This is a genomic window from Mesorhizobium sp. C372A, assembly GCF_030323245.1.
Lineage (GTDB): Bacteria > Pseudomonadota > Alphaproteobacteria > Rhizobiales > Rhizobiaceae > Mesorhizobium.
In genome coordinates this window covers 5660320-5685627 of sequence record NZ_CP100475.1, presented here as the reverse complement: position 1 = coordinate 5685627, position 25308 = coordinate 5660320, and the positions used below count along the sequence as shown (strand labels likewise).

Here is a 25308-nt window from a genome sequence, read left to right as displayed (position 1 = left end):
TTGATGCCCCGTTTGTTCACAGGGGCGGCAAACCGTCCACAGAAGAGTGTTTCCGCGCCCCGATTCCGGTTGACTCAGAAAGGCGCTGACTTTTATCCGAGTCGTTGGAACAGAGCAAGAACAATCTCGGTGATTATCCGCTTCTTCCGTCCAATGTATCGCCCCAGTCCAGCCGCCGCGCTGCCTTGAACAACTCGCCCTCGCGCTTGGTGAAAAGTGTCTCGCCGGCGCCGCCATCCGGCTGGCACAGTTTGAGCAGCACCTTGCCGGAGCCCGATTTCGGCGGCGCAATCACGCGCGGCTGACGTGCAGGCGCGGGTTGCCGCGAAGCCGCGACGTAGATGAATTTCTCGTCCTCCCACGGCACGTCGGCGTCCTTGGCCAGGCGATGCAGGCGCGAGCGGGCGACGCGGCGCGAAAAATGACACCAGTCGGGGGGCTCAAGCGGGCAGGGCGCCTCATGCGGACAAGGCGCCAGCACATGCGCCCCGGCCTCCAGCAATTGCCTGCGCACTGCCAGGATGCGCTGCCAGCCGGCCGGTGTGCCGGGCTCGACGATCAGCAGTGTGTCGCCGGTCAACTGCCAGAGCCGGCCGACAAGCTTCGGCAGCGATGCCGGCGCGATCTCGTCCAGCACATAGGCGCAGGTGACCAGATCGGCAGGCTTGAGATCGGCAAGGTCGATGGTCACGTCGCCGGCCCGCCAGTCCATCCTGGTGGCGATGGTATCAAGGGCGAGCGACTGGCCAACCTTGCGCACCGCGGCGCTTGCTTCAACCAGAACCGCCTCTTCGAGGTCGGGCCACAGATCTGTAGTGGCCCAAAGCACCGTGCCAGGACCGGCGCCGACATCGAGCAAGCTCGTTGGCTGGAAATCGGGCCGCGCATAGGCGAGTTCGTCGAGACCGGCCCGTACCGCCGCGTAGGTCGCCGGCAGCCGCGTCGCCAGATAGGCTTTTACCGCCATCTCTTCGGCCATGTGCGGGCGGCCGTCGCGCAATTCGGCGCGGTAGCGGTCAGACAGCGTCTTCGCCGCCTGGCGCAGCACCGCCAGCGGTGTCGTTTCGAGCAGGCGCTCGACGCCTTGTCGCAGCGAAGCGGGGAGTTCCACGCTCAGGCTCCGCGTGGCGAGAGCACCGAGGCGCCGGCGAACTCGACAAGGGTGGTGGCGATGGTGGGCAGGCAGATCATTAAAAAAGGTCTCGCGAGAACGAGACCTTTTTCAGTGTCAGAGCCGTCGATGGCAAGCGGCAATACGCAATCGAGGCGTTATTCGCGATCCGCCACCTTGCGACGGCGCGCTGGCTTGGCCGCAACGGACCTGACAGCAACGGACCTGGCAGGCACGGACCTGGCGACAGCAGGCTCGGCGGCCGCCGCCTCCTGACGATGCCCCATTTCGCGCATTTCGAGCGCCTTTTCACATTTGGCCATGTAGTCGCGCGTCATCGGCAGCGTGTCGTTCTTCTTGGCGATCTGGATCTGGAAGATCACCAGATCCTGCCAGCGGAAGGCGGCTTCCGAAGCCGCCAGATAGAACTCCCACATCCTGCAGAAGCGCTCGTCGTAGATGGCCTTGGCCTTGTCCCGGTTGGCGGCAAAGCGCTGGCCCCAATGCTTCAGCGTATCGGCATAGTGCAGCCGCAGAATCTCGATGTCGGTGACCACAAGCCCCGACTTCTCGATCGCCGGCATCACCTCCGACAGCGAGGGAATGTAGCCGCCCGGAAAAATGTACTTGCGGATAAAGGCGCTGGTCGCCCACGGCACGCCGGAGCGGCCGATCGTGTGCAAGAGCATGACGCCGTCGGGCTTCAACAGCGTCGCCGACTTGTCGAAGAAGGTGCGGAAGTGGTTGACGCCGACATGCTCGAACATGCCGACCGAGACGATGCGGTCGAAGCGTTCGTTGAGTTCGCGGTAGTCCTTGAGGTCGAAATGCACGCGGTCCTGCAAGCCTTGCGCATGCGCCCGGTCGGTGGCGACGCCGTGCTGCTCGGTCGACAGCGTCACGCCTTGGACGTCGACATCGAAAGCCTTGGCGAGATAGAGGCCGAGCCCACCCCAGCCGGAGCCAATATCGAGCACGGTCTGGCCGGCCTTCAGCCTGAGCTTGGCGGCGATATGGCGTTTCTTGGCCATCTGCGCCTCGTCGAGCGTCATGTCCGGCTGTTCGAAATAGGCGCAGGAATACTGCATGTCGTCGTCGAGGAAGAGCCGGTAGAGGTCACCCGACAAATCATAGTGGCGCTGCACGTTGCGGCGCGCCCGTGATGCGGTGTTGATCTGCTGCAGGCGGCGAAAGGCGTGGCGCAGACCCTCGATGGCCTTCGACCAGGTGGCGTCGATACCGCCGCTGCCCATGTTCTGGAAGGCGATGCGCATCATACCCAGTACGCCGCCCTCGATGATGTCGAGTTCGCCGTCCATATAGGCTTCCGGCACGGCCAGCATCGGATCGAAGGTAATGGCGCGCTCGGCATGCGCGGTCTTGATGTGCATATGCACCGGCTCGCCGCTGCCGTCGCCGAAAACCACTGTCGAGCCCTTCGGCCCGGTGACTTTCAGATTGCCCGTACGCACCAGGCGGTCGAGAACGCGCTTCAACAGAATATTCATCACCAAATGTCCCCTCACGGTCAGACTGGCGGACCAATTCTGCAACAATATATAGGGGTTCGAAAAGTTCCATTTGGCACAAAAATGCCCGGGCGAGAGGCCCGGGCATTGGTCCAGAAAGGCTGGATGACGAGGAAGTGATTGGAGCGCTGCTCCCCTCGCTTCCCGATCAGGCCCCGTGCGGGATCAGGCGTTGTCTTCTTCGCCGCCTTCGAACTCGGTGTTCGGGTCGAAGAAGTTCTCCGGCCGTGCGTTGTCGTTGATGTCATCGCCATAGATGGCTTCGGCGGTGGTCAGCGTCTCGCCCTTGGCCTGGCGCTCGGCTTCGTCGGCCGTGCGGGCGATGTTGAGGCTGATGGTGACCTCGACTTCCGGATGCAGCGCAATCGCCACATTGGTGACGCCGATGGTCTTGATCGGCTGGTTGAGCTGGATCTGGTTGCGGTTGACCGAGAACCCTTCGGCGGTCAGCAGGTCGGCGATGTCGCGGGTCGACACCGAACCGTAGAGCTGGCCGGTCTCGCCTGCGGAACGCACGGCGATGAAGCTCTTGCCGTCGAGCTTTTCGGCAACCTGGCTGGCTTCCGACTTGCGCTCGAGGTTGCGCGCTTCGAGCTGCGCGCGCTGCCCTTCGAACTTCTTCTTGTTGGCTTCGTTGGCGCGCAGCGCCTTGCCCTGCGGCAAGAGGAAGTTGCGGGCAAAGCCGTCCTTGACCTTGACGGTATCGCCCATCTGGCCGAGGCGGGAAACGCGTTCGAGAAGAATCACTTGCATGGTCTTGTTCCTTCGTCTGGGCACCGACCGCGGGATCGGCGCCGAATTGAATGGAACAGGTCAGGAAGCTCTGAGCGCCTTGGCGCCGGTGTCGCTGTCCTGCCTGTCGCGGCAGTTAGAGGCTTTTCACCTCAACTCGGGATTTCAATGCACGTCGCCAAGAGTGGGCCCGGTTTTGGGACAACGACATGCATCATCAAATTACCCCTGCGGCGCCCGTCGCCGTGGGAGAAGGAAGCAGGCGGCGAACCGCCTGCTTCGGAGATCTTAGCGAACCACGTAGGGCAGCAGGCCGAGGAAGCGGGCGCGCTTGATCGCCTTGGCGAGTTCGCGCTGCTTCTTCTGGCTGACGGCGGTGATGCGCGACGGCACGATCTTGCCGCGCTCGGAAATGTAGCGCTGCAGAAGACGCACGTCCTTGTAGTCGATCTTGGGCGCATTGGCGCCAGAGAACGGGCAGGTCTTGCGGCGGCGATGGAACGGGCGCCGGGTCGGGATCTGATTGATGTCGACCATTATTCTGCACCTCCTTCAACGCCTTCGCGCGGACGGCGCGGACCACGATCGCCACCGGCATCGCCAAATGAGCGCGGCGGACGATCGCCACGGTCGCCGCGATCACGGTCGCCGAACGAGCGCGGACCACGATCGCCACGGTCGCGGTCGCCGAAGCCGCCGCGTTCCGAGCGCTCTTCGCGCTTCTGCATCATGGCCGACGGGCCTTCCTCATGCGCCTCGACCTTGACGGTCAGGAAACGCAGCACGTCCTCGGACAGGCCCATCTGGCGCTCCATCTCGTTGAGCGCTGCCGGCGGGCAGTTGAGGTCCATAAGCGTGTAGTAAGCCTTCCGGTTCTTGTTGACCCGGTAGGTGAGGGACTTCAGTCCCCAGTTCTCGACCCGGCCGACGGACCCGCCATTTGCGGAGATGACGCCCTTGTACTGTTCGACAAGCGCATCGACCTGCTGCTGCGAGAGGTCCTGCCGGGCAAGGAACACATGTTCGTATAGAGCCATAGTGGTTCAGTGCCTTTCTTCGTTTCTCTCCCGGATCCTCGCGGCAAAAGCCTCTGCAACTTCTCTGACCCGCTGATCCCGAGGGGGCGGGGAAGAAAGGAGCATTTCGAGACGGTCGAGAGCGGAGACACGGGAGGCGGAAGCGCTTCTGGCTTCACACGAAGGTTTTGGGTAAAACCTCCGGCCCTCCGTTCAGCCCCCAGCAAGGACCGGCAGATTGCGGGCGTCTATAAAGCAAATTGGCTGGAAGGCAAGGGTAACGCATGCTCCGGACAGCGTCCTGGCGTCGCAGGGTTGGAAAAATACCAGGCATCAACTCGTATGCGGGGTACCACCGTTGATCGTTTCGGGGAAGAAGTCCGGAGCCGCCTTACGCTTGCCGAACATCATGTCGTATTGCAGCAGGCGGAAGTCGTTGATCGCCGGATCAACGTCCTTCTGCCGCGCCCAGTCCGGCGTGGCCTCACCTGACGGTGTCAAAAGCAGATTGCGGTCGACGACGCGATAGCGTTCGCGCAGCGCGCCCAGGAAGCCGGTGTAGTAGGGGTGCGTGATCCCGGCCGTTGTCAGGATGTGGTAGGGCAGGAAGGCCGGGCTCACCGCGCCCATATCCTGCGCCGGACCGGTGCGGTTAGACCAGATGACCAGCGGCGTCTGATGATGCTCCAGTGCCGCCTCCGGCGTCGGTTCCTTGCGCGGCGCGACATTGTCCTTCAGGTAACCGGTTTCGACATAGACGGGGCCGAGCGGCGGCAGATGGTCGCCGAAGAAGGCGATGACCGTCGGCCGCTCGCGCTTCTTCGCCCATTCGATCAATCGTTCGAGGCCACGGTCGGCATCGGCGGAGCCTTCGGCGTAGCTGAGCAGCGATTCCCGCGCCCATGTGCTGATCGGTGCCGCGACCTTGTGGGTCGGATTGTAATAGCGGTACGGCTCGTAGGGACCGTGGTTCTGCAGGCTGACGGCGAAGAAGAACACCGGCCGCTCGCTGGCGTCGGCCTCTGCGATGATCTCGTCGGTCATCGACGCATCGGAAGCCAGCGGCCCGCGCTTTTCCAGTGGCGGCAGCGTCTCTTCCGAGCGGAAATCGTTGAAGCCGAAATCGGCATAGACGGCGCCCCTGTTCCAGAACCAGTTGGTGCCCGGATGGATGGCGCGCGCCCGGTATCCCTCGCTTTTCAGGAAGGTCGCCAGCGACGGCGTCGGTGTGCGCACATATTGCTGGTAGGGGATCGAGCCCGCCGGCAGGAAGGCATTGGAAAAGCCGGTCAGCGCCTCGAATTCGATGTTGGCGGTCATGCCGCCGAATTCCGGCGAAAACATATAGCCGGAACGCAGCGCCCGCACATTGGGGATCGGGTCAGGCGTGATTGTGACGCCGGGCAGCTTGGTCGGATCCCAGAAAGATTCGCTCATCACCACGATGATGTCGGGTTTCTCATCCGGTACCGAGGCCGCCACAGCAGGCCTGTCGATCGCGTCGATCGCCTTGTCGGAATAGCCCGCCGGCGCCGAGACATGCGCCATCGGCACGTTGAGCGCGAAGGCCAGCGCAAACCCGTTGGAGGCGTAGTTCTCCTTCTGGTCCCACATGATCGGGATGATCTGCAGCCGGTCGCGGGTCCACGAGAAGGTGGCGTAGTCCATGATTGAGACGAAGAAGGCGAGCAGCGGCACTGCCAGCGTCAGCCGCGCCAGCCGCCCTTTGCGGCTGAGGATCGGAACCTTGCGGCGCCACAACCGCCAGCCATAGATCAGCAGCGACAGGCCGGCGACGATGCCGACCGCCATGGCGAGCGCCGTCCAAGGCCGTTCGCGCACCAGGAGCGGCATCAGTGCCATGATCTGGCGCGAATAAAGAAAATCGGTTGGGTAGAGCGGATCGCCGAGATAATGCGACTTCTGATGCCCGACAAAGGCCAGCGCCAGCGTCAGCGGCGCCACGATCATCAGGCTCTGGTGACTGCGGCCAAGCACGGCGTCCAGTCCCATCAGCACCAATGCAAAGACAATGATGGTGGTCCAGCCCGGCTTGAATGGCTGCAGGAAGAAGTCGACCGTGCCGAAGAAGTCGCCGCGCACGATCCATTCGATGGCGAACACCAGGATGGCGGAGGCAAGCAGCGTGACCAGACCGTAGCGGATGACCGGCCATCTGCGCCCCGGCAGGTAGCCGGTGGACGGATCGTCTTCCAAGAACTGTGGCGCGGGTACGGCCGCGCCCTTCCTGATCCTAGCCACGTCTCTTCCCCCGGCCCAAGCAACGCGTATTTCCACTCGCGCCACCGTTCTGTCATAGAACTGTCATGCAAAAGCTAGCGCCTGTGGCGAAAATAAGAAGAGCCAGCAAACGATTCGTGAGCGGTTTTCATCAGGTGTGATCGGCAAAAAGCCTTTGGGAACAGGGACTCGGGGTCAGCTCCGGTTCAAGCGAGAGCCGAAATACCCCCTCCGGGCTTGACTTGGCGGTCCGCCTTGCGTCACAGGCAGTAAAAATCAGCCGCTGGAGAGCGCCCAAATGGCCGTCGCATTCACCTTTCCGGGACAGGGCAGCCAGGCTGTCGGCATGGGCAAGGACCTCGCCGACGCCTTCCCCGAGGCACGCAGGGTGTTCGAGGAAGTCGATGATGCGCTGGGCGAAAAGCTGTCGAAACTGATCTGGGAAGGCCCGGAAGAGGCGCTGACCCTGACTGCCAATGCCCAGCCGGCGCTGATGGCGGTCTCGCTGGCGGGAATCCGCTCGCTGGAAGCGCGCGGCTTTTCGCTGAAGGACAAGGTTGCCTACGTTGCCGGTCATTCGCTCGGCGAATATTCCGCCCTTGCCGCGGCCGGTTTCGTTTCGGTCGCCGATGCTGCCCGGCTGCTGCGCATCCGCGGCAACGCCATGCAGGCGGCGGTGCCGGCCGGCGAGGGCGCCATGGCGGCGATCATCGGACTGGAACAGCCCGACGTCGAAGCCGCTTGCACCGAGGCCGCAACGGGATCCGGCAAGGTCTGCCAGATCGCCAACGACAATGGCGGCGGCCAGCTGGTGATCTCCGGCGCCAGGGCGGCGGTGGAACTCGCCGCGAAACTGTGCACCGAAAAGGGCGCCAAGCGGGCGCTGATGCTGCAGGTCTCCGCACCCTTCCATTCGGCGCTGATGGCGCCGGCGGCCGATGTCATGCGCGAGGCGCTGGCCGGCGTGACCAAGAATGCACCGGTCGTGCCCGTCGTCTCCAACGTCACTGTAGCCCCGACCAGCGACCCCGACGAGATCGCGCGCCGCCTGGTCGAGCAGATCACCGGGCGCGTGCGCTGGCGCGAAACGGTGGAGTGGTTCGGCGCCAATGGCGTCGCCACGCTCTATGAGATCGGCGCCGGCAAGGTGCTTTCCGGCCTGGCGCGGCGGATCAACCGCGACATCGCCACATCGGCCGTCGGCACGCCGGCCGAAGTCGAGGCGGCGCTGGCCGCGCTTGCATAATCCACTGGCGATTCAACCCCTCCCGTGGGAAGGGTGTTCTCTTAAGATCAGGAGACGAAAATGTTCGAACTGACCGGCCGCAAGGCGCTCGTCACCGGCGCATCGGGCGGCATTGGCGAGGCGATTGCCCGGGTGCTGCATGCGCAAGGCGCCATTGTCGGCCTGCACGGCACCCGCATCGAGAAACTGGAGACCCTGGCCGGCGAACTCGGCGACCGGGTAAAGCTGTTCCCGGCCAATCTTGCCGACCGTGACGAGGTCAAGGCGCTTGGCCAGAAGGCCGAAGCCGAACTCGAAGGCGTCGACATACTGGTCAACAATGCCGGCATCACCAAGGACGGCCTGTTCGTGCGCATGGCGGACGCGGATTGGGACAGCGTGCTGGAGGTGAACCTCACCGCCGTGTTCCGGCTGACCCGCGAGCTGACCCATCCGATGATGCGCCGCCGCCATGGCCGCATCATCAACATCACCTCGGTGGTCGGCGTCACCGGCAATCCTGGCCAGACCAATTATTGCGCCTCCAAGGCCGGCATGATCGGCTTTTCCAAGTCGCTGGCGCAGGAGATCGCCACCCGCAACATCACCGTCAACTGCGTCGCCCCGGGCTTTATCGAATCGGCCATGACCGACAAGCTCAACGACAAGCAGAAAGACGCGATAATGGCCGCGATCCCGACGCGCCGCATGGGCACGAGTGTTGAAGTGGCGTCGGCCGTCGCCTATCTCGCCTCCAACGAGGCAGCCTACGTCACCGGCCAGACCATCCATGTCAACGGTGGCATGGCCATGATCTGACAGGATATTGCCGGGTGATAAGAAGACATGGCCGGCTTGTGAAAAGAGACCATTTCGCCTTGGACCTCAGCCATTTTTCGTGTAATGCGGCCCGCAACCCGGCGGTTCGGGCAAAAACCGGTCCGGCATCGTTGCGTTTCCGGCAGGACCATCTTTCAGCTTGATTAGCGGCATTCTGCCCGCTAACGAAGACAGACAAACAAAAGACGAGGATGCCCCAAATGAGTGACACCGCAGAGCGCGTCAAGAAGATCGTCATCGAACATCTTGGCGTCGATGCCGACAAGGTGACGGAGCAGGCGAGCTTCATCGATGATCTGGGCGCGGACAGCCTCGACACGGTCGAACTCGTCATGGCCTTCGAAGAAGAGTTCGGCGTCGAGATTCCGGACGATGCGGCCGAGACCATCCTGACCGTCGGCGATGCCGTGAAGTACATCGACAAGGCTTCAGCCTGACACTATCCGCAGTCATCACCGGGGAGGACCTGCGATGAGGCGTGTCGTCGTCACGGGCCTTGGCCTGGTTTCGCCGTTCGGCATGGGCTTCGAGCACAGCTGGAAGGAACTTCTGACCGGCCGCAGCGCCGCCAAGCGCGTCACCGAGTTCGAAGTGGGAGATCTTGCCTGCAAGATCGCCCACGTCATTCCGCGCGGTGACGGCACCAACGGCACGCTCAATCCCGAAGCCGTGCTCGAGCCCAAGGAACTGCGCAAGATCGGCGACTTCATCCTTTACGGGATTGCGGCCGCCGACGAAGCGCTGAAGGATTCCGGCTGGGAGCCCAGCACCGAAGCCGAGCGCTGCGCCACCGGCGTCATGATCGGCTCCGGCATTGGCGGCCTCGAGGGCATCGCCGAGAACGCTATCATCCTGAAAGAGCGCGGACCGCGCCGTATCAGTCCATTCTTCATTCCCGGCAACATTATCAACCTGGTATCTGGCCAGGTATCGATCCGGCATGGGCTGAAAGGCCCCAACCACGCCGTCGTCACCGCCTGCTCGACCGGCGCGCACGCCATTGGCGATGCCGCCCGGCTGATCATCTTCGGCGATGCCGACGTGATGCTGGCCGGCGGCGCGGAATCGCCGGTGACCAGACTATCGCTTGCCGGCTTCGCTGCTTGCCGGGCACTGTCCACCGACCGCAATGACACGCCTGAGAAGGCCTCGCGTCCCTATGACCGCGACCGTGACGGCTTCGTCATGGGCGAGGGCGCCGGGGTCGTCGTGCTGGAAGAACTCGAACACGCCAAGGCGCGCGGCGCCAAGATCTATGCCGAGGTCACCGGCTACGGCCTGACCGGCGATGCCTATCACATCACTGCACCGGCCGAAGACGGCGACGGCGCCTTCCGATGCATGACGGCGGCGCTGAACCGGGCCAAGCTGACGCCCGCCGACGTCGACTACATCAACGCGCACGGCACCTCGACCATGGCCGACACGATCGAACTCGGCGCCGTCGAGCGGCTGGTCGGCAACGCCGCCTCGAAAATCTCGATGTCGTCGACCAAGTCGTCGATCGGCCATCTCCTGGGTGCGGCGGGTGCCGCCGAGGCGATCTTTTCGATCCTCGCTATCAGAGACAACATCGCGCCAGCCACCATCAATCTTGACAACCCGGAACGCGAAACCGCGATCGATCTTGTTCCGAACACGCCACGGCATCGCCAGGTCGACGTGGCGCTGTCCAACTCCTTCGGCTTCGGCGGCACCAACGCTTCGCTGGTATTCCAGCGTTATACAGGCTGATTGCGGTATCGACCGGCGCGCCAGCGGTCTGTCGTCAATTTTGCCATATTCAAGCCTACTCTGCCGCTGGGGATTCGTCGCATCGGCCTGAAACCGAAGGCGCTTTTTTTAAAAGCACGATGCGTAGGCTTGAAATGTTAGGGCACGCTGTGAGTCCAATCGGGCGCATGGTCGCTCTAAGAGATCAGATGGTAGGGCGCTAATGAACACCAATCCGGGCGGCAGCGGACAATTCGGACAAAACCAGCAGACCGGCCCGATCGTGCCGAAGACCGCGGCCGAAGCTTTGCGCCCGGAAGCCGGCACACCACCACCAAAGCGCTCGCGCGCCTCGCGCAGCCAAGTCGTCGTGTTCATGAACTTCGTCATCTCCGCGGTGATGTTGATGATCCTCGCCGCCGGCGTTTCGCTCTATTTCGGCAAGCAGGCATTCAACGAACCGGGCCCGTCGGTGGCCGGCGACACCTTCCTGGTCAAGCCGAGCACCGGCGTCCAGGATATTGCCGACCAGCTCGAACGGCGTGGGCTGATCAGCGATGCCCGCATCTTCCGCATCGCCGTGCGGGTCTATGGCAATGATTCAGCGCTGAAGGCAGGCGAATACGAGATAAAGCCGCGCGCCTCCATGCGCGACATCATGGAGCTTCTGAAGAGCGGCAAGTCGGTGATGTACTCGCTGACCATTCCCGAGGGCCTGACGGTCGAGCAGGCGCTGCAGCGCATCGCCGAGCAGGATGCGCTGACCGGCGACATGCCGGCCGCCAAGCCGGCTGAGGGCAGCCTCGCCACCGACACGCTGCGCTTTACCCGCGGCGCCACGCGCCAACAGATGGTCGACAAGCTGCTCGCCGACCAGAAGAAGCTGGTCGACGAGGTCTGGCAGCGGCGCGCGCCCGACCTGCCTCTGGCCAATGTCGACGACTTCGTCACCTTGGCCTCGATCGTCGAAAAGGAAACCGGCCGGGGCGACGAGCGCTCGCGCGTTGCCGCCGTCTTCCTCAACCGTCTGGCCAAGGGCATGCGGCTGCAATCCGATCCGACCATCATTTACGGCCTGTTCGGCGGCAAGGGCAAACCCGCCGACCGGCCGATTTATCAATCTGACATCCAGAAACAGACGCCTTACAACACCTATCTTATCAATGGCCTGCCGCCGACGCCGATCGCCAATCCCGGCCGCGCCGCGCTCGAAGCCGTCGCCAACCCGTCGAAGACCGATGATCTCTATTTCGTCGCCGACGGCACCGGCGGCCACGTCTTTGCCACCACGCTTGCCGAGCACAATGACAACGTTGCCCGCTACCGGGCACTGCAGAAGAAGCAGGCTGAAGACGCCGCCAAGGGCGCCAAGACTCCGGGCCAGACCGATGCGCCGGCGGATGGCGACGACAACGGTGACGCAAGTGGCGATGCCGCCGGTGACAGCGGTGATGCCGGCGATACGGGTGCCGCCCAGTAGCAGGCCGGCGCTTTCAGACGGATCGACCTTAAGCGATGCGGACAGAGGCGGACGCGCTGCTGCTTTGAACGAGTAGCGGGGTTCGAAGCGTTTTCGGTCTTGCTCGGGTGCCTCTGAATCTCGATTTCAGCCCTGCGAGATCGAAACGACAGCGGAAATCAACATCTTGCCGGTATTGCGATTCTGACATTCGCGCTGCCCGTGATATCGAACGCATGCGCAATTGTTAGAATCGGACCATCAGGGAGACACGAGCCGCATCATGAATTTGCAGAGCATGACCGGATTTGCACGCACTGTTGCCGAACATGACGGCGCCTCGATCGCCTGGGAGGTCAAGTCGGTCAACGGCAAGAGCGTCGAGGTCAGGTTGCGGCTGCCGCAAGGTTTCGAGCGGCTCGAACCGACTGTGCGGCAGACGCTGCAGAAGCGCTTTTCGCGTGGCAATTTCCAGGCGACGCTGACCGTCGGCCGCGCCGCCGGCCAGCAGGCGCAGCCAGTGGTCAACGAAGCCTTCCTCAGGGATCTGGCGGGCTTGGCCAAGCGGCTGCAGGACCAGTTCGGTGTTGGTCCGGCAACTGCCGACGGTCTGCTTTCCCTGCGCGGCGTGCTCGATATCCCTGAAACCAGCGAAACCGAGGAGGTGCGGGCAGCACTCGACGCGTCAATCCTGTCGGCGCTGGAAACGGCGCTTACAGGCCTCGAGCAGGCACGCCAGAGCGAGGGCGAAGCGCTGCGTTCGCTGCTTTCCGGCCATATCGACGCCATCGAGGCGTTGACGCTTCAAGCCGAGGCCGACCCGTCGCGCGAGCCGGCGGCAATCCGCGAGCGGATCGCCGAACAGGTGCGGCTGCTGATGGATGCGTCGGCCAATCTCGATGCCGGCCGGCTGCACATGGAAGCGGCGTTCCTGGCTACCAAGGCCGATATCCGTGAAGAGATCGACCGGCTGAAGACGCATGTGGCGTCGGGCAGAGCGCTGCTGGCAAATGGCGGCGCCATCGGCCGCAAGCTCGATTTTCTGGCGCAGGAATTCAACCGCGAATCGAATACGCTGTGTTCCAAGTCGAACACCGCCACTGTCACCGCCATCGGGCTGGAACTGAAGGCGGTGGTCGACCAGTTTCGCGAACAGGTCCAGAATCTGGAGTAAACCCGAATGGGTGGCAAGGAGCCGATGGTTGCCAGGGATCTCGGATCCCGCATTCGCCGCCGCGGGCTGATGCTGGTCCTGTCGTCGCCGTCGGGCGCCGGCAAGTCGACGATCGCGCGCAACCTGCTGGAAAGCGACGGCAGCCTGGAATTATCGGTCTCGGTCACCACCAGGCCACGCCGCGGCTCGGAGATCGAGGGCGTCCACTATCACTTCCGCACCACGCGCGAGTTCGAGCGGCTGCGCGATTCCGACGCGTTGCTCGAATGGGCCGAGGTGCACGGCAATTGCTACGCGACGCCGCGCGAGCCGGCCGAACTGGCGCTGGCGCAGGGCCGTGACATGCTCTTCGACATCGACTGGCAAGGCGCCCAGCAGCTCAAGGAGAAGATGCGCGCCGACATCGTCTCGATCTTCATCCTGCCGCCGTCGATGAAGGAATTGAAGTCGCGCCTCAAGCGCCGCGCCGAGGACCAGGAGCACGTGATCGAGACCAGGCTGAAGAACGCCCGCAACGAGATCGAGCACTGGAAGGAATATGACTTTGTCATCGTCAACGACGATCTCGACCGCGCCTTCGCCGAAGTGCGTGGCATCGTGACGGCGGAAAGGCTGCGGCGCGACCGCCGGCCCGGGCTGTTCGATTTCGTCTCGGGGTTGCTGGACGAGAAGACGGAATAGGCAGCTGTCGTTCCCCGATGGCCGGCTGTCCCCATGAAGGGCGTCTTTGGCAAACGATCTGGCAATATGACGCTGTGGACATCTGTTACTGGCTGGCGATATCTTTTATGAGTTCTGCCAATGGGGTTTCCTCGCCGGCAAAGCTCTCAATCATCGCATTCAGGACGTTTTCGCGACCGAGCATATCGGCATTGAATGGGAATCCTGCATTCTCCATCAGCATTGCCAGAAAGGTAAGCTGCGTGCGGCCGTTGCCTTCGCGAAACGGGTGGACGGCATTGATTTCGGCCAAAACATGCGCGGCCCGAACGGCGAAGGCGTCGAGGTCGAGTTCGCAGAGATAATCACCGTCGGCGAGTTCGCCGAAAATTCTATGCATTTCCTGGTTGATATACTCAGGATAGCAGAACCAGTTGCCCCCCTTGCCGATGGGGATGGCGCGAACCTCTCCCGCCCATTCATAAACGTCCTGGAACAGGTGATGATCGACGCCTTGTAGTGCTCGAAATCCAGACGGCCTGCGGGGATATGTTCGTCGGCCCTGGTCAGGAAAAGTGCCAACTCGAATTCATCGAGTTGGGCCTGGTCTTTGATATTCAGCCTGTTGCGGAGAACGGTCGTGCCTGGGTAGCACAGCGGATCATGTTCAGCGGCATAGACCACCTGCCGATCCTACTTCTTGCGGGTTACTTGGTCCTTGATAAGCGCCCTGCGCTCATCCCCGCTCAGGCCGCGCTCACGGCTTTCCTTCAGAATGAAGCCCATACGTTGCGATAGCTTCAAGCCTTCAATCGCGCTGATTTTTTCGCCCCTGCCGCTGGTCAGGACAAACTGGCCATTTTGGGTCGGGCGGAGGCTTGAGGTACTCTTTTTCATATGACGACAATATCACGCTCGGCGACTCACCGGCAACTGCATGCCGCTATATGCTGCTTGTCGTCGCTGTCACACAGGATGCGATTTGGGTCCACGGCCGACTAGCGCCGCCGGTCAAACCGCGTTTGTCAGCCGCACGAATTCCTCGACGCTGAGCGTCTCCGCACGCCGGGTCGGATCGATGCCGGCGCGCGTCAGCAGTGCCTCGCCACCCAGGCTCTTCACGCTCTGCCGCAGCATTTTCCGGCGCTGGCCGAAAGCGGCTTCGGTGACGCGACCGAGTTTTTTCACGTCGGTTGACAAAGGGCTGGCGCGCGGCACCAGATGCACCACCGAGGACGTTACCTTGGGTGGCGGCGTGAACGCTTGCGGCGGCACGTCGAAGGCGATCCTCGCCTCGGTCCGCCAGCCCGCCAGCACGCCGAGCCGGCCATAAGCATCGCTGCCGGCACCGGCGACAATGCGCTCGGCCACCTCGCGCTGGAACATCAGCGTCATCGATTGATAGAAGGGTGGCCAGTCCGCCACGGTCAGCCAACGGATCAACAGCTCGGTGCCGATATTGTAGGGCAGGTTGGCGGCAATCCTCACCGGGCCGTCTTGTGACGCGGTCTTGGCAAGAGCGGCAAAATCCGTCTTCAGCGCATCGCCGCTGATCACCTCGAGCCGGCCCGGATAGTGGTTGGAGACCTCGGCCAAGGCCGCAAGGCAGCGTTCGTCGCGCTCGATGGCGGCGACGCGGCGGGCACCGGCAGCGAGCAGCGCCCTGGTCAGCCCGCCGGGGCCGGGGCCGACCTCGATCACCGTGCTGTCGGTGAGGTCGCCGGCGACCCGCGCGATCTTGCCGGTCAAATTGAGGTCGAGCAGGAAATTCTGGCCAAGCGCCTTCTTTGCCTGCAGTCCATGGCGCTCGATCACCTCGCGCAGCGGCGGCAGCCCGTCAATGCTCATGAATTTGGCTCATGATTTTGGGCTCATGCAGCTGCGGGCTTTGCGCCGGTATCGGCCAGCCGGCGGGCCAGCTTCAGCGCCGCGATCAGGCTGTCGGGACGTGCGATGCCCTTGCCGGCGATGTCGAAGGCTGTGCCGTGATCGGGCGAGGTGCGGATGAACGGCAGGCCAAGCGTGACGTTGACGGCCTCGTCGAAGGCCAGCGCCTTGGCCGGGATCAACGCCTGGTCATGATACATGCAGACCGCCACGTCGTAGCCGGCGCGGGCGCGCGCATGAAACATCGTATCGGCCGGCAGCGGCCCGAAGGCATCGATGCCTTGCGCCCGCAACATGTCGACCGCAGGACGAATGATGCGCTCGTCCTCTGTCCCCATGGCGCCGCTTTCGCCGGCATGCGGATTGAGGCCGGCAAGCGCGAGCCTCGGCCTGGCGATGCCGAAACGGCGTGCAAGATCGCCAGCGGTGATGCGCGCGATGGCAACGATCAGCTCCGTCGTCAGCGTCTTCGGCACCTCGGCCAGCGCGATGTGGATGGTGACCGGAACGGTGCGCAATTCGGGGCCGGCGAGCAGCATCACCGGCGTCACCGTGCCGCCGGTGTGGAGCGAGGCCAGATGCGCCAGATATTCGGTGTGACCGGGAAAGCCGAAGCCGGCATCGTAAAGCGGCTTCTTGGCGATCGGGCAGGTGACGACCGCGGCCGCGTGACCGGCAAGGCAGTCGGCGACGGCGCGATCGATGGCCTCGATGATACCGGCGGCATTGGCCGGGTCGGGCCGGCCGGGATCGTCGGTGAAGTGGGCCGCCAGCGGCACCACGGGCAAGGCGTGTTGAAAGACACCAGCTGCTTGGGCCGGCACCGTCTCGGCGATTGCCACCGCCGCGCCGAGCCGGCGCGCCCGCGCGGCAATCAGCGCCGGATCGGCGAGAAGATAGAAGGGCGCGGCACCGGAACCGCGGGCGCTCTGCCACGCGGCAATGGCGATTTCCGGACCGACGCCGGATGGATCGCCGACGCTCAGCGCCAGCGGAAGCTCTGTCTCATGCACGGCTGGGCCGGTTCAGCGCGTAACGATCTTGGCTTTCGCCTTCAGCTCTTCGACATATTTGGCCGAGAGCTCGTCGGCGTTCTTGTCGCCGCTGCCTTCGCTCTGGAACACCATCTGGGCCGCCTTGTCGTCGGAAACCTCGCGCGACGAGCAGATGCCGATGAATTCGATGCCGCGATCGGTCTCGCGCACGGCCGTGGCGCCGCCCAGCTTGGTGGCCTTGATCTGCTCGGCCCAGTCCGGCGGCAGTTGCGGCGCCAGCAATCGGGGGAGGTCGCGAACGGTGACGTCGATCAGGCCCTTGGCGAATTCACGCGTGGTGTTGCAGCCATTGAAGCGGGCGCGCATGGCTTCAGCCTCGCGCTTGCGTTTGGCGAGTGTGGCACTGCGCTCGGCCTTCGGCACCACGAAGATCACCTGCTGCAGCATGTACTCGGTGGCGCTTGGCTTGGCGCCGCCTTTTTCGAGCATGCGCTTGACCAGATCCTGTTCGCTCACCTCCCCGCCGCCGCCGCTGTAGCGTGCGCTCAGCGCCTGGTTCCACGCCATCTGGGAGCGGATGAATTCCTTGAAATGCTCCTTGGTCACGCCGGACTGCGCCATGACACCGTCGAGCTGCTTGAGCTGCATCTTGTTGCTCGAGGCAAAGCGCTGATAGGCAGCCTCTACCTGGGCGTCGGAGATGCGGATGCCGAGACGCCTGGCCTCCGCCATACGCAGCGTCTGGTCGATCATTTCCTGACCCGCGTCACCCTTCTTGCGCTGCAGTTTCAGGAAGGCAGCCCGGTGCGCGATGTCGCCGGTGGTGATCGGCATGTTGTTGACGACATACTTGATTTCACTGGCGAAGGCCGGCGGTACCATCGTGGTGACAGAGACCGAGGTCGCCGCTAACAGGAGCGCGAATCCTGCCGAAAACAGGTATTTCCTCATCGAAAGCATCCCAATTCTAGCCCGGTTTTGGCCGATTCCAGCCCGATATTGGTGAAATCCGTGCCCGCTTTATGCGGCAAAACGATGTCGTCAGCCGGCTCTACTGGATGGAGTCGATCGAGCTTTGGGACGAGCCGAAATCGCCGAGCGTGCGGAACGACAGGTTGAAGCCGACATTCTGCGACACTTCCTTGGTGTTGATGTCGCGTGATTCCGAGTACGTCATCAGGTAGGTGAAGCAGGAATCATTGTAGGCAAAGCCGACGCCGTCCTTGACCAGCACGCTTTGTTGCAGGTCGTAGGTGCCGGTGCCGAAGACGCGCCAGTTTTCGGCCAGGTGCGTCGAGGCGCCGAGCGTGACTTCGTGGCGATCGGTGGTGAAACCATAGAGCGGCTGCGCCTGGATGAAGGCGTATTTGGCGCTCAGCGAAACCGGCAGCCCGGAATAGGCGGCCTTCACCTCGGCACGGCGAACTTCGAAGGTCTGCTCGTCGAAGCGGCCGCTGAGCGAACCGGAGAAGCCGCTCGGGCTGCTGAAGCCGACAAGGCCGACATAGTCGGAGGTTGAAGTCTCCAGGCCGGAATCGGCGCCCGCATTGACCAGATCCGGTGAATCGAACGAGTTGCGCCCGCCCAGCTGGTAGGATTGGCCAAAGATGGCGTTGGTGCCCCAGCCATTGTCATAGGCGCCCGAATAGCGGAACCCGACATTGGCGCGGCTGCCGCCTTCGACGCGGTCGTAGCCGGAGAACTTGTCGCGCTCGAACAGCGTCGTGGCATCGAAGACGAAGCTCTGTGCGTCCTCGTTGGGAACGGCGAGCCCGCCGACATACTGCTCGTTCGGGCGCATGAAGACCTGCGCCATCGGCTCGACGATATGGCTGGAGCCGGCCATCGAAAACAGCACCGGCCAGCGCATTTCAAGTCCGGCGGTCGCCATGTACCGGGCGAAGGAGGACCGCATGTCGTCGGAGGCACCGACATTCGTTGCCATCTGGTTTACCGCAGTCAGCGAAGCCGAAGAAGCGTTGAGATAGTCGACGTCGCCCTGCAGAGCCAGAAGGGGCGTCAACTGCAATCCGCCGTCCGTGGTGAAGGTACGCTTCCATTCGGCCTCGGCGGTGAGGCGACCGGAGTCGCCCTCGATGCCGCGCACGCGCTGGACGCCTGAGCCCGGCACATAGGGGGTAAAATAGGCCTGATCGAGATCGTCGCGGCGGATGATGCGCGCATTGACGTTGAACGACAGCTGGCCGCCGGCCACCGACATGTCGGGGATGTAGGCATAATCGAGCGACGGCAACACCCAGGGCTGCTTGTCGCTGCGCGATGCGACGTTGCCGTCCGGTGTGTTCTCCTGAACCTGGAAGCGCATGGCGCGCACATCGAAATAGTTGCGGTCGTTTAGGCCGGTCAGGTAGACCGACGATTGATGCACGGCGTCGTTGTAGCCTTCGATCGTATAGGTACGCGAAAAATTCTTGTCGGTCTGAAGCAGGATATCCCAGCCGAAGTCCCAGCGCGGATTGATGGCGAACTGGCCCTTGGTGCCCATCATGCCGCGGAACTTGTTCGGATCGCCTGCTGGCCCCGAATTGACATTGTAGCCGCCGGGGAAAGCCGCGAAATCACGGAAAGCGCCAGGGTCCTGCTGGTTGATTCCGGCAAGCTTCAGCGTGTATTGGCCATTGTTGAAGCGCTGGCGCCACTCGGCCTCGCCGAGGAAACCCTGCTTGGTGTAGCCGCTGCCGGTAACGGTGAGGTCGTAGGTCGGCGACAAAGCGAAGTAGTAGGGGACTTTGACGCCGACGCCGAGACGATTGTTGTAGCCGATGCTGGGGATCAGGAAGCCACTTTTGCGCTTGACCGTCGGGTCGGCGATCTCGAACGCCGGCAGATAAGCCAGCGGGAAACCGAAGAATTCGAAATTCGCGTTCTCGAAGCGAACCGTTTTCTTTTCGCCGTTCCAGATGATCTTCCTGGCTTTGATCCGCCAGGTCGGCGCCTTGTCCGGCTTGTCTTCGCAAGGCTCGCAGGCCGTATAGACGCCGTTGTGGAACGTTGTCAGCACGCCGCCCATGCGCTCGGCGCTTTCGGCGGCGAAATAGGCTTTTTCGGGCGTTTCGACGCGCAGCGCATTGACGAAACCGTCAGCGAAATCGTCGGTAATATCGATATGCTGCGAGTTGATCTTGGTGCCGTCGCTGTTGACGATCTCCACATTGCCGCTGGCAACCAGCCGCTTGGTGTTTCGATCATAGACGACGCGCTGGGCGACGAGCTTGTTGCCGCCATAGTCGATCTGGACGCCGCCGATGGCGGTGACCGTCTGGTTGTCATTGTTATAGACGAGCGTGTCGGCCGCCAGCAGCATCTGGGAGCCGGAGGGAACCTTCGTTGCCACGTCGGTGACGTCCTGCGCCAGCGCAGGGGCCGTCAGCACGCCACAGGCGAGCAGGCATGCCAAGGCGCTCGCCGAATAGAGGCGCGCCAAACCGGCCTGCCTATGGCTGCGCAAAGCCGCCTCCCTCACTAGCCGTCTTCCTTGTATAGCAGGAATGTCACCCCAAAGAACATAGCCACGACAACCGGAACCCATGCAGCCACGGCTGTGGGCACGAATCCCGCCACGCCGAATGCCTTGACCAATACCGAAACGACATAAAGCAGAAAGCCGGCGAGGACGCCACCCAGAATCATCGTTGCCGACTGCCCCATCCTCGCAAATCGCATTGAAACTGTTGCCGCAATCAGCGTCATGGCCACAAGCAGGAACGGTAACGCCACCAGCGAATCGAACTGCATGGCGAAGGCATTTGCCTTGAGGCCGAAGGAGCGGGCAACCTCAATCTTGCCGGGAAGGTCGTAAAACGGGATGGTTTCGGGGCGCGCCAGCCGTTCCTGCACGAATTCCGGCTTGAGGTTGGTCGGCAACTGGTCGGTCGTTTCGGAACGGATGTTGCCGTCCTTGAACACCTTGACGTCCTGCAATTCCCAGTAGCCGTCGCGCAGAAAGGCCCGCGCCGCGTCCTTGCGCTCGACGATATTGCCCTGCGGATCGAGGACGAAGAACACGGTGTCGGCCATTTCCAGGCCCTGGTTCAGGATGGCGCGGGCGCCGATGATGGTATCGCCGGAGTTGGTTTTCTGGCGGATCCACGGCGTGGCATCGGCCGCCACCGCGTTCGAATTGCCGGATCGCAGCTGGTTTTCCATCTGCTCCGACCATGAGAAGCCATGCGCGGCGATCGGATTGAGCACGCCGACCGACAATATGCCGAATAACAGCGCACCGATGCAGCAGGGCAACAGAAACTGCCAGGCCGACACTCCGGCCGAGCGCGCAATCACCAGCTCGTATTTTCGGTTGAGCGACACCAGCGTCGCCATCGCCGAGAACAGGCCGACGAACGGCACCGTCTGCAGCATGATCATCGGCATCCTCAGCGCCGAGATCGCGACCGCCGTGCCGTAGGTGAAGCCCGGCAGGCCGGTGATGCGGCCGGACAGCTCGGTGAAGTCGATCAGGAACACCAGCGCCAGAAGGCCGATGAAGAACCAGATCGTGATCGACACGTAGCGAAAGAAGAAGTAGCGGCCCAGGGTCCAGCCCATCGTCAGGCTCCCTGGCCGGATGTGTAGCGCCGATTGAGGCGCAGCTTGAGCGCCGTCCAGCCATCGCTGACGCGGCCGGCGAAATTCGTCATCCAGTCGGCCCAACTGCCGGGCAGTTCCATGCTTCGCGAGGTGACGATGAACCAGATGGCGACCGCCGAGGCGATGACCGGCACGCCATAGACCATATAGGCGTATTGCGGGATCTTGTCGGCCTTGCCGGCGGCAAAGAAGCCCAGCCAGCGCACGAACAGCGCAATGGCGATGGCTGTGATCAGCGGGTGGATGCGCGCCTCGCGGTGTGAGCGCGCATCGCCTGCCACGGCCAGCGCGATCAGCGCGAACACCAGCGAATAGGACCATTCGGAAAAGCGCTGGTCGAGCTCGGCCTTGTAGGCGCCGGGCCTGCGCTGGAAGATCTTGTCGTTCGGATCCGGGTTGAGCAGGTATTGCGTCGTTCGGTCCTTGGGCAGGAGCATGATATCGTTCGCCGCCGACATGAAGGCGGAAAGGTCGAAGGCGTAGGACGTGAAGCGGATGACCGACAGGTCGCCGGTCAGCGTCTTGCGATGAATGACGCCGTCATTCATCATCAGCACCTTCTCGTCACCCTTTTCGACGACGCTGCCGCTCTTGGCATAATAGATCAGATTGGCGCCTTCCTCGCGCGAATCGGCCACGAAGATGCCGCCGAGCCGGTTGTCCGGCAGCCGCTCGCCTATCTGCAGGAACAGCCCGTCGTCGATCTTGCGGAACGTGCCTTCCTGGATGATCAGCGACAAGAGATCGGCGCGCGAGGATGCTATCAGCTGGCGGTTCTTCTGCCTGGCATAGGGTTCGACGCCATTGTCGACCGCGAAGGAAAAGACGCTGGCCGCCAGCGCGATCAGCAGGACCGGCCGCACAATCGTCCAGCGCGAGGCGCCGGCGGCGTTGATGACGGCCAATTCCGAATCGGAGTTCATGACGCTGAGCGTCTGGGCCACCGCCACCACCAGGGCGAATGGCACCACGATCGGGATGATGGTGGGGATGATGAGGCCCGCGACCTCGAAAAAAGTGAGCGCCGATTGGCCACTGTCGGTGACCAGGTCGATGCGGGCAAGCACCTGCGTCGTCCAGACAATGGCCAGCGTCCAGATCAGCGCAGCGAGAAACACCGCCAGTGCGCGACGCATGATGTAGCGTTCAACGACCTTCATGTAAGGCTTTTCTCGATTTGCCGAACGGCATCATGCCCGCCGACAAGGTAGTCGTCCGGCTGCGGCTGTACAACTGGGTGCGTTTGGCCATTTCTTTCAGGCGGTTCGATCCGATTCTCCGTCCCACATCGCCCGTTCCGCAGGCCGGAGTGTCGGCGGCAATGAATAAGAAAGGGAGAACATCGATGGTTAACAACAGGTTGCGGCAGGAAAGCGGAGCCGTGCCGCGACGAATCGTTATCGATTCCGCTGCGCATATGATCCCTGATTCCGGCAAAGTCTTGCCAAATCAAGGAAAACGACCAAATGTCGCGCATCTTCCCTGAGAATGCATTTTTCCTGAAAATCTGAGCCGTTTCCCGAAAGCAGGACCTGATGACTTTGAGACCATTGATCGCCTTCGCCAAATTTGCCGCACCCAAAAAGGGCAGCATCATCGTGCTGGCGGCCGACGATGGTGGTCTTGGCGAACCGGCAAAGGCCTGCGACCCCTCAGGAACGCTGGCGCGGGCGTTTCCGGTGGCGGAGTTTTCCGGAAAATTCGCCGGTGTCGTCGAAGTGCTGGCGCCGCAGGGAACATCGCTCGACCGACTGGTGGCGGTCGGCGCCGGCAAGGTCGCCGGCCTCGATGACTTTGCCTGGCTGAAGCTTGGCGGCACCATCGCCGCGTCCCTGCGCAAGGCAGCGGAGGTGGCCGTCATCCTCGATGTGCCGGGCGCAAAGATTGGCGGCAGGCAAGCGGCGAACCTTGCCGCCGGCATCATTCTTCGCAGCTACTCCTTCGACAAATACAAGACCAGGAAAGACAAGGACGATGCCGAGCCGAAGAAACCGGTCAAGGTGACCATCCACACCGCCGATCCTGCCGCGGCGAAAAAGGCCTTCGCCGACGAGGTTGCGGTCATCGACGGCGTGCTTCTGGCGCGCGACCTTGTCAACGAACCGGCCAATACGCTCGGCCCGATCGAATTCGCCGCCCGCGCCAAGGAACTGGAAGCGCTCGGCGTCGAGGTCGAGATCCTCACCGAGAAGGAAATGAAGAAGCTCGGCATGGGCTCGCTCCTCGGTGTCGCGCAGGGTTCGCCGCGCGGCGCCCGGATGGCTGTCATGCAATGGAAGGGCGGCAAGGCCAAGGACGCACCGGTCGCCTTCGTCGGCAAGGGCGTCACCTTCGACACCGGCGGCAATTCTATGAAGCCGGCCTCCGGCATGGAAGACATGAAGGGCGACATGGGCGGTGCCGCGGCCGTCATCGGGCTCATCCAGGCGCTGGCCGCGCGAAAGGCCAAGGCCAATGTCGTCGGCATCGTCGGGCTGGTGGAAAATGCCGTCGACGGCCATGCCCAGCGCCCCGGCGACATCGTCACCTCGATGTCGGGTCAGACCATCGAGGTGCTCAACACCGATGCCGAAGGACGCCTCGTTCTGGCCGACGCGCTGTGGTATTGCAACGACCGCTTCCAGCCGAAATTCATGGTCAATCTGGCGACGCTGACCGGCGCCATCATGGTCGCGCTCGGCCAGCATTATGCCGGCCTGTTCTCCAACAATGACGAACTTTCGGACAGGTTGACGGCGGCCGGCCAGGCGAGTCAGGAGCGGCTGTGGCGCATGCCGCTTGGGCCCGAATACGACAAGCTGATCGATTCCAAGAACGCCGACATGAAGAACATCGGCGGCCGCTATGGCGGCGCCATCATCGCCGCGCAGTTCCTGCAGCGCTTCGTCAAGGAAACGCCGTGGGCGCATCTCGACATCGCCGGCACCGCGATGGGCTCTCCGCCGAGCGAGATCAACCAGTCCTGGGGCTCGGGTTTCGGCGTCAGGCTGCTCGACCGGCTGGTGCGCGACAATTACGAGGGATAAGGCAGGGAATGGCCGATGTCCTGTTCTACCACCTGACCGAATCGACGCTGGAGGATGCGCTTCCCGGCCTGCTCGAGCGCAGCGTCGATCGCGGCTGGCGCGCCGTGGTGCAGACAGGGACCGAGGAGCGGCGCGATGCGCTCGACCTGCATCTGTGGACATTCAGGGACGATTCGTTCCTCGCGCACGCGACCGACCGTGAAGCCCATCCGGCCGAACAGCCAATCCTGCTCACCACGAGCGACGCCAACCCCAACCAGGCGCAGATACGCTTCCTCGTCGATGGCGCCGCACCCGCCGATCTCGCCGGCTACGAACGCGCCGTGTTCCTGTTCGACGGCCATGACGCGGCCCAGGTCGAAGGGGCGCGGACGCATTGGAAGGTGTTGAAAGAAGCGGGCCACGCTGTCACCTACTGGCAGCAGACGCCCGACCGTCGCTGGGAGCGCAAGGCGTAAGTCGCGTTATCGGTCGCTGATCGTAACCTTGTTTATCTTCGCGCCCTGCGGGAGATCTTTCACCTGCCGATGGATTTGGCCGGCGATATGCACCTTCACAACGAAAAACGTCGTTTCCATCTCTCGCAGACTCATTTCGCCGCCAAGCACCGGCGGCTTCTTGAAATCATAGCATTGGCCGGCTGCCGGAATCAGTCGGTTCTTTCGGGCGGCAACGACAAGGCCCGCCAGCAGCAACTCGTCGCGGCGCGCTTCATTCTGCAAGTCGGCCTGAAATTCCGCCCAATGACCCGCAATTCTGGTCAATTTCCCGTCGAGCATATCGAGATGACGAACCGACCCGTCGCCGGCACGGAAAAATATGTCGCCGAAAGCTGACACCGCAGCTGGTTCAAGGCCATCCAGTCCGATCCACTTCCAGCCGTCCAACGCTTCCGCGACTTCGTTCGCAGGTGGTTCGATAAAGAGGAACTGATAGTCATGGGGCCATTCGGCTCTGATCAAGCCCCCTGTATTGGCTCTGTTGGCCTCGGCTTTTCCTTCCTGTCTGGCGTCGGACGCGCCAAAAATTGAAGAAATAAAGCGGAAAAAAGATCTGGCCATAATCGCCCCCGTACGGGTCTTTATACTTGCG

25 protein-coding genes are annotated in these 25308 nt (G+C 62.8%); 10 read left to right on the top strand and 15 right to left on the bottom strand.

Features of this window, described 5'->3' with window-relative positions:
- Positions 1-133: 133 nt before the first annotated feature.
- The 6 genes from NLY42_RS27480 to NLY42_RS27455 all read right to left on the bottom strand — a co-directional run bounded on the left by NLY42_RS27480 (position 134) and on the right by NLY42_RS27455 (position 6650).
- Entirely contained in the window at positions 134-1111 is a 978-nt protein-coding gene (locus NLY42_RS27480) for a small ribosomal subunit Rsm22 family protein (protein WP_023715067.1), read from the bottom strand.
- 158 nt (positions 1112-1269) lie between these two features.
- Positions 1270-2619, bottom strand: a complete 1350-nt coding sequence (locus NLY42_RS27475; RefSeq protein ID WP_023672720.1) for a cyclopropane fatty acid synthase — start codon at positions 2617-2619, stop codon at positions 1270-1272.
- A 186-nt stretch (positions 2620-2805) separates the two neighbouring features.
- Positions 2806-3393 carry a 50S ribosomal protein L9 gene (gene rplI / locus NLY42_RS27470; RefSeq protein ID WP_023672721.1) on the bottom strand — a complete coding sequence of 196 codons (588 nt, stop codon included), beginning with the start codon at positions 3391-3393 and terminating at the stop codon, positions 2806-2808.
- Positions 3394-3660: 267 nt separating this feature from the next.
- The gene (gene rpsR / locus NLY42_RS27465; protein ID WP_006203718.1) at positions 3661-3909 is read right to left on the bottom strand and encodes a 30S ribosomal protein S18; all 249 of its coding nucleotides are present in this window, start codon (positions 3907-3909) and stop codon (positions 3661-3663) included.
- On the bottom strand, positions 3909-4409 hold the full coding sequence (gene rpsF / locus NLY42_RS27460; protein ID WP_023672722.1) for a 30S ribosomal protein S6: 501 nt from the start codon (positions 4407-4409) through the stop codon (positions 3909-3911). Before rpsF ends, rpsR begins: the two co-directional genes overlap by 1 nt.
- Before the next feature lie 312 nt (positions 4410-4721).
- Positions 4722-6650 (bottom strand): LTA synthase family protein, encoded by a 1929-nt coding sequence (locus NLY42_RS27455; RefSeq protein WP_023695600.1) that lies wholly within the window; start codon positions 6648-6650, stop codon positions 4722-4724.
- 277 nt (positions 6651-6927) lie between these two features.
- Between NLY42_RS27455 and fabD the strand changes: the two genes are divergently transcribed.
- The 7 genes from fabD (at position 6928) to gmk (ending at position 13721) form a co-directional block, all read left to right on the top strand.
- Entirely contained in the window at positions 6928-7875 is a 948-nt protein-coding gene (gene fabD / locus NLY42_RS27450) for an ACP S-malonyltransferase (protein ID WP_023695599.1), read from the top strand.
- A gap of 60 nt (positions 7876-7935) precedes the next feature.
- Complete coding sequence (fabG, locus tag NLY42_RS27445; protein WP_023685686.1) at positions 7936-8673, top strand: 3-oxoacyl-[acyl-carrier-protein] reductase; 738 nt, start codon at positions 7936-7938, stop codon at positions 8671-8673.
- A 221-nt stretch (positions 8674-8894) separates the two neighbouring features.
- Positions 8895-9131: an acyl carrier protein gene (locus NLY42_RS27440; protein ID WP_006203723.1), complete on the top strand. Its 237-nt coding sequence runs from the start codon at positions 8895-8897 to the stop codon at positions 9129-9131.
- Between the two features lie 34 nt (positions 9132-9165).
- Complete coding sequence (gene fabF, locus NLY42_RS27435) at positions 9166-10428, top strand: beta-ketoacyl-ACP synthase II (RefSeq protein WP_023702951.1); 1263 nt, start codon at positions 9166-9168, stop codon at positions 10426-10428.
- 202 nt (positions 10429-10630) lie between these two features.
- Entirely contained in the window at positions 10631-11887 is a 1257-nt protein-coding gene (gene mltG, locus NLY42_RS27430; protein WP_023754732.1) for an endolytic transglycosylase MltG, read from the top strand.
- A 262-nt stretch (positions 11888-12149) separates the two neighbouring features.
- Positions 12150-13040, top strand: coding sequence for a YicC/YloC family endoribonuclease (locus tag NLY42_RS27425; RefSeq protein ID WP_023754731.1), 891 nt, complete (start codon positions 12150-12152; stop codon positions 13038-13040).
- A 6-nt stretch (positions 13041-13046) separates the two neighbouring features.
- A complete protein-coding gene (gene gmk, locus NLY42_RS27420; protein WP_023672729.1) occupies positions 13047-13721 on the top strand; it encodes a guanylate kinase in 675 nt (224 codons plus the stop codon).
- A gap of 85 nt (positions 13722-13806) precedes the next feature.
- Here the strand turns inward: gmk and NLY42_RS31860 are convergent, their stop codons facing one another.
- From NLY42_RS31860 to lptF, 8 genes are all read right to left on the bottom strand, one after another.
- The gene (locus NLY42_RS31860) at positions 13807-14157 is read right to left on the bottom strand and encodes a Fic/DOC family protein (protein ID WP_348524272.1); all 351 of its coding nucleotides are present in this window, start codon (positions 14155-14157) and stop codon (positions 13807-13809) included.
- A gap of 236 nt (positions 14158-14393) precedes the next feature.
- Entirely contained in the window at positions 14394-14597 is a 204-nt protein-coding gene (locus NLY42_RS27410; RefSeq protein WP_023754730.1) for a hypothetical protein, read from the bottom strand.
- A gap of 114 nt (positions 14598-14711) precedes the next feature.
- Positions 14712-15548: a 16S rRNA (adenine(1518)-N(6)/adenine(1519)-N(6))-dimethyltransferase RsmA gene (gene rsmA, locus NLY42_RS27405; protein ID WP_023754729.1), complete on the bottom strand. Its 837-nt coding sequence runs from the start codon at positions 15546-15548 to the stop codon at positions 14712-14714.
- A gap of 23 nt (positions 15549-15571) precedes the next feature.
- Positions 15572-16600 carry a 4-hydroxythreonine-4-phosphate dehydrogenase PdxA gene (gene pdxA / locus NLY42_RS27400; protein ID WP_031202010.1) on the bottom strand — a complete coding sequence of 343 codons (1029 nt, stop codon included), beginning with the start codon at positions 16598-16600 and terminating at the stop codon, positions 15572-15574.
- A gap of 12 nt (positions 16601-16612) precedes the next feature.
- Positions 16613-17542: a peptidylprolyl isomerase gene (locus NLY42_RS27395; protein WP_023754728.1), complete on the bottom strand. Its 930-nt coding sequence runs from the start codon at positions 17540-17542 to the stop codon at positions 16613-16615.
- Positions 17543-17633: 91 nt separating this feature from the next.
- A complete protein-coding gene (locus tag NLY42_RS27390) occupies positions 17634-20066 on the bottom strand; it encodes an LPS-assembly protein LptD (protein ID WP_023754727.1) in 2433 nt (810 codons plus the stop codon).
- Entirely contained in the window at positions 20066-21148 is a 1083-nt protein-coding gene (lptG, locus tag NLY42_RS27385) for an LPS export ABC transporter permease LptG (RefSeq protein ID WP_023695591.1), read from the bottom strand. The genes NLY42_RS27390 and lptG overlap by 1 nt, the downstream gene beginning before the upstream one ends.
- Positions 21149-21150: 2 nt before the next feature.
- Positions 21151-22350, bottom strand: coding sequence for an LPS export ABC transporter permease LptF (gene lptF / locus NLY42_RS27380; RefSeq protein ID WP_023672737.1), 1200 nt, complete (start codon positions 22348-22350; stop codon positions 21151-21153).
- A gap of 32 nt (positions 22351-22382) precedes the next feature.
- Here lptF and NLY42_RS27375 point away from each other — a divergent pair, with 32 nt between their 5' ends.
- From NLY42_RS27375 to NLY42_RS27365, 3 genes are read left to right on the top strand one after another with little or no spacing between them, the layout of a single operon-like run.
- Positions 22383-22676, top strand: a complete 294-nt coding sequence (locus tag NLY42_RS27375; protein WP_155923815.1) for a hypothetical protein — start codon at positions 22383-22385, stop codon at positions 22674-22676.
- A gap of 49 nt (positions 22677-22725) precedes the next feature.
- The gene (locus tag NLY42_RS27370) at positions 22726-24216 is read left to right on the top strand and encodes a leucyl aminopeptidase (protein WP_023695590.1); all 1491 of its coding nucleotides are present in this window, start codon (positions 22726-22728) and stop codon (positions 24214-24216) included.
- 8 nt (positions 24217-24224) lie between these two features.
- Positions 24225-24674 (top strand): DNA polymerase III subunit chi, encoded by a 450-nt coding sequence (locus NLY42_RS27365; protein WP_023672739.1) that lies wholly within the window; start codon positions 24225-24227, stop codon positions 24672-24674.
- A gap of 6 nt (positions 24675-24680) precedes the next feature.
- Here NLY42_RS27365 and NLY42_RS27360 read toward each other — a convergent pair whose 3' ends face one another.
- Positions 24681-25277, bottom strand: a complete 597-nt coding sequence (locus NLY42_RS27360) for a T6SS immunity protein Tdi1 domain-containing protein (protein ID WP_023693959.1) — start codon at positions 25275-25277, stop codon at positions 24681-24683.
- Positions 25278-25308: the final 31 nt, after the last annotated feature.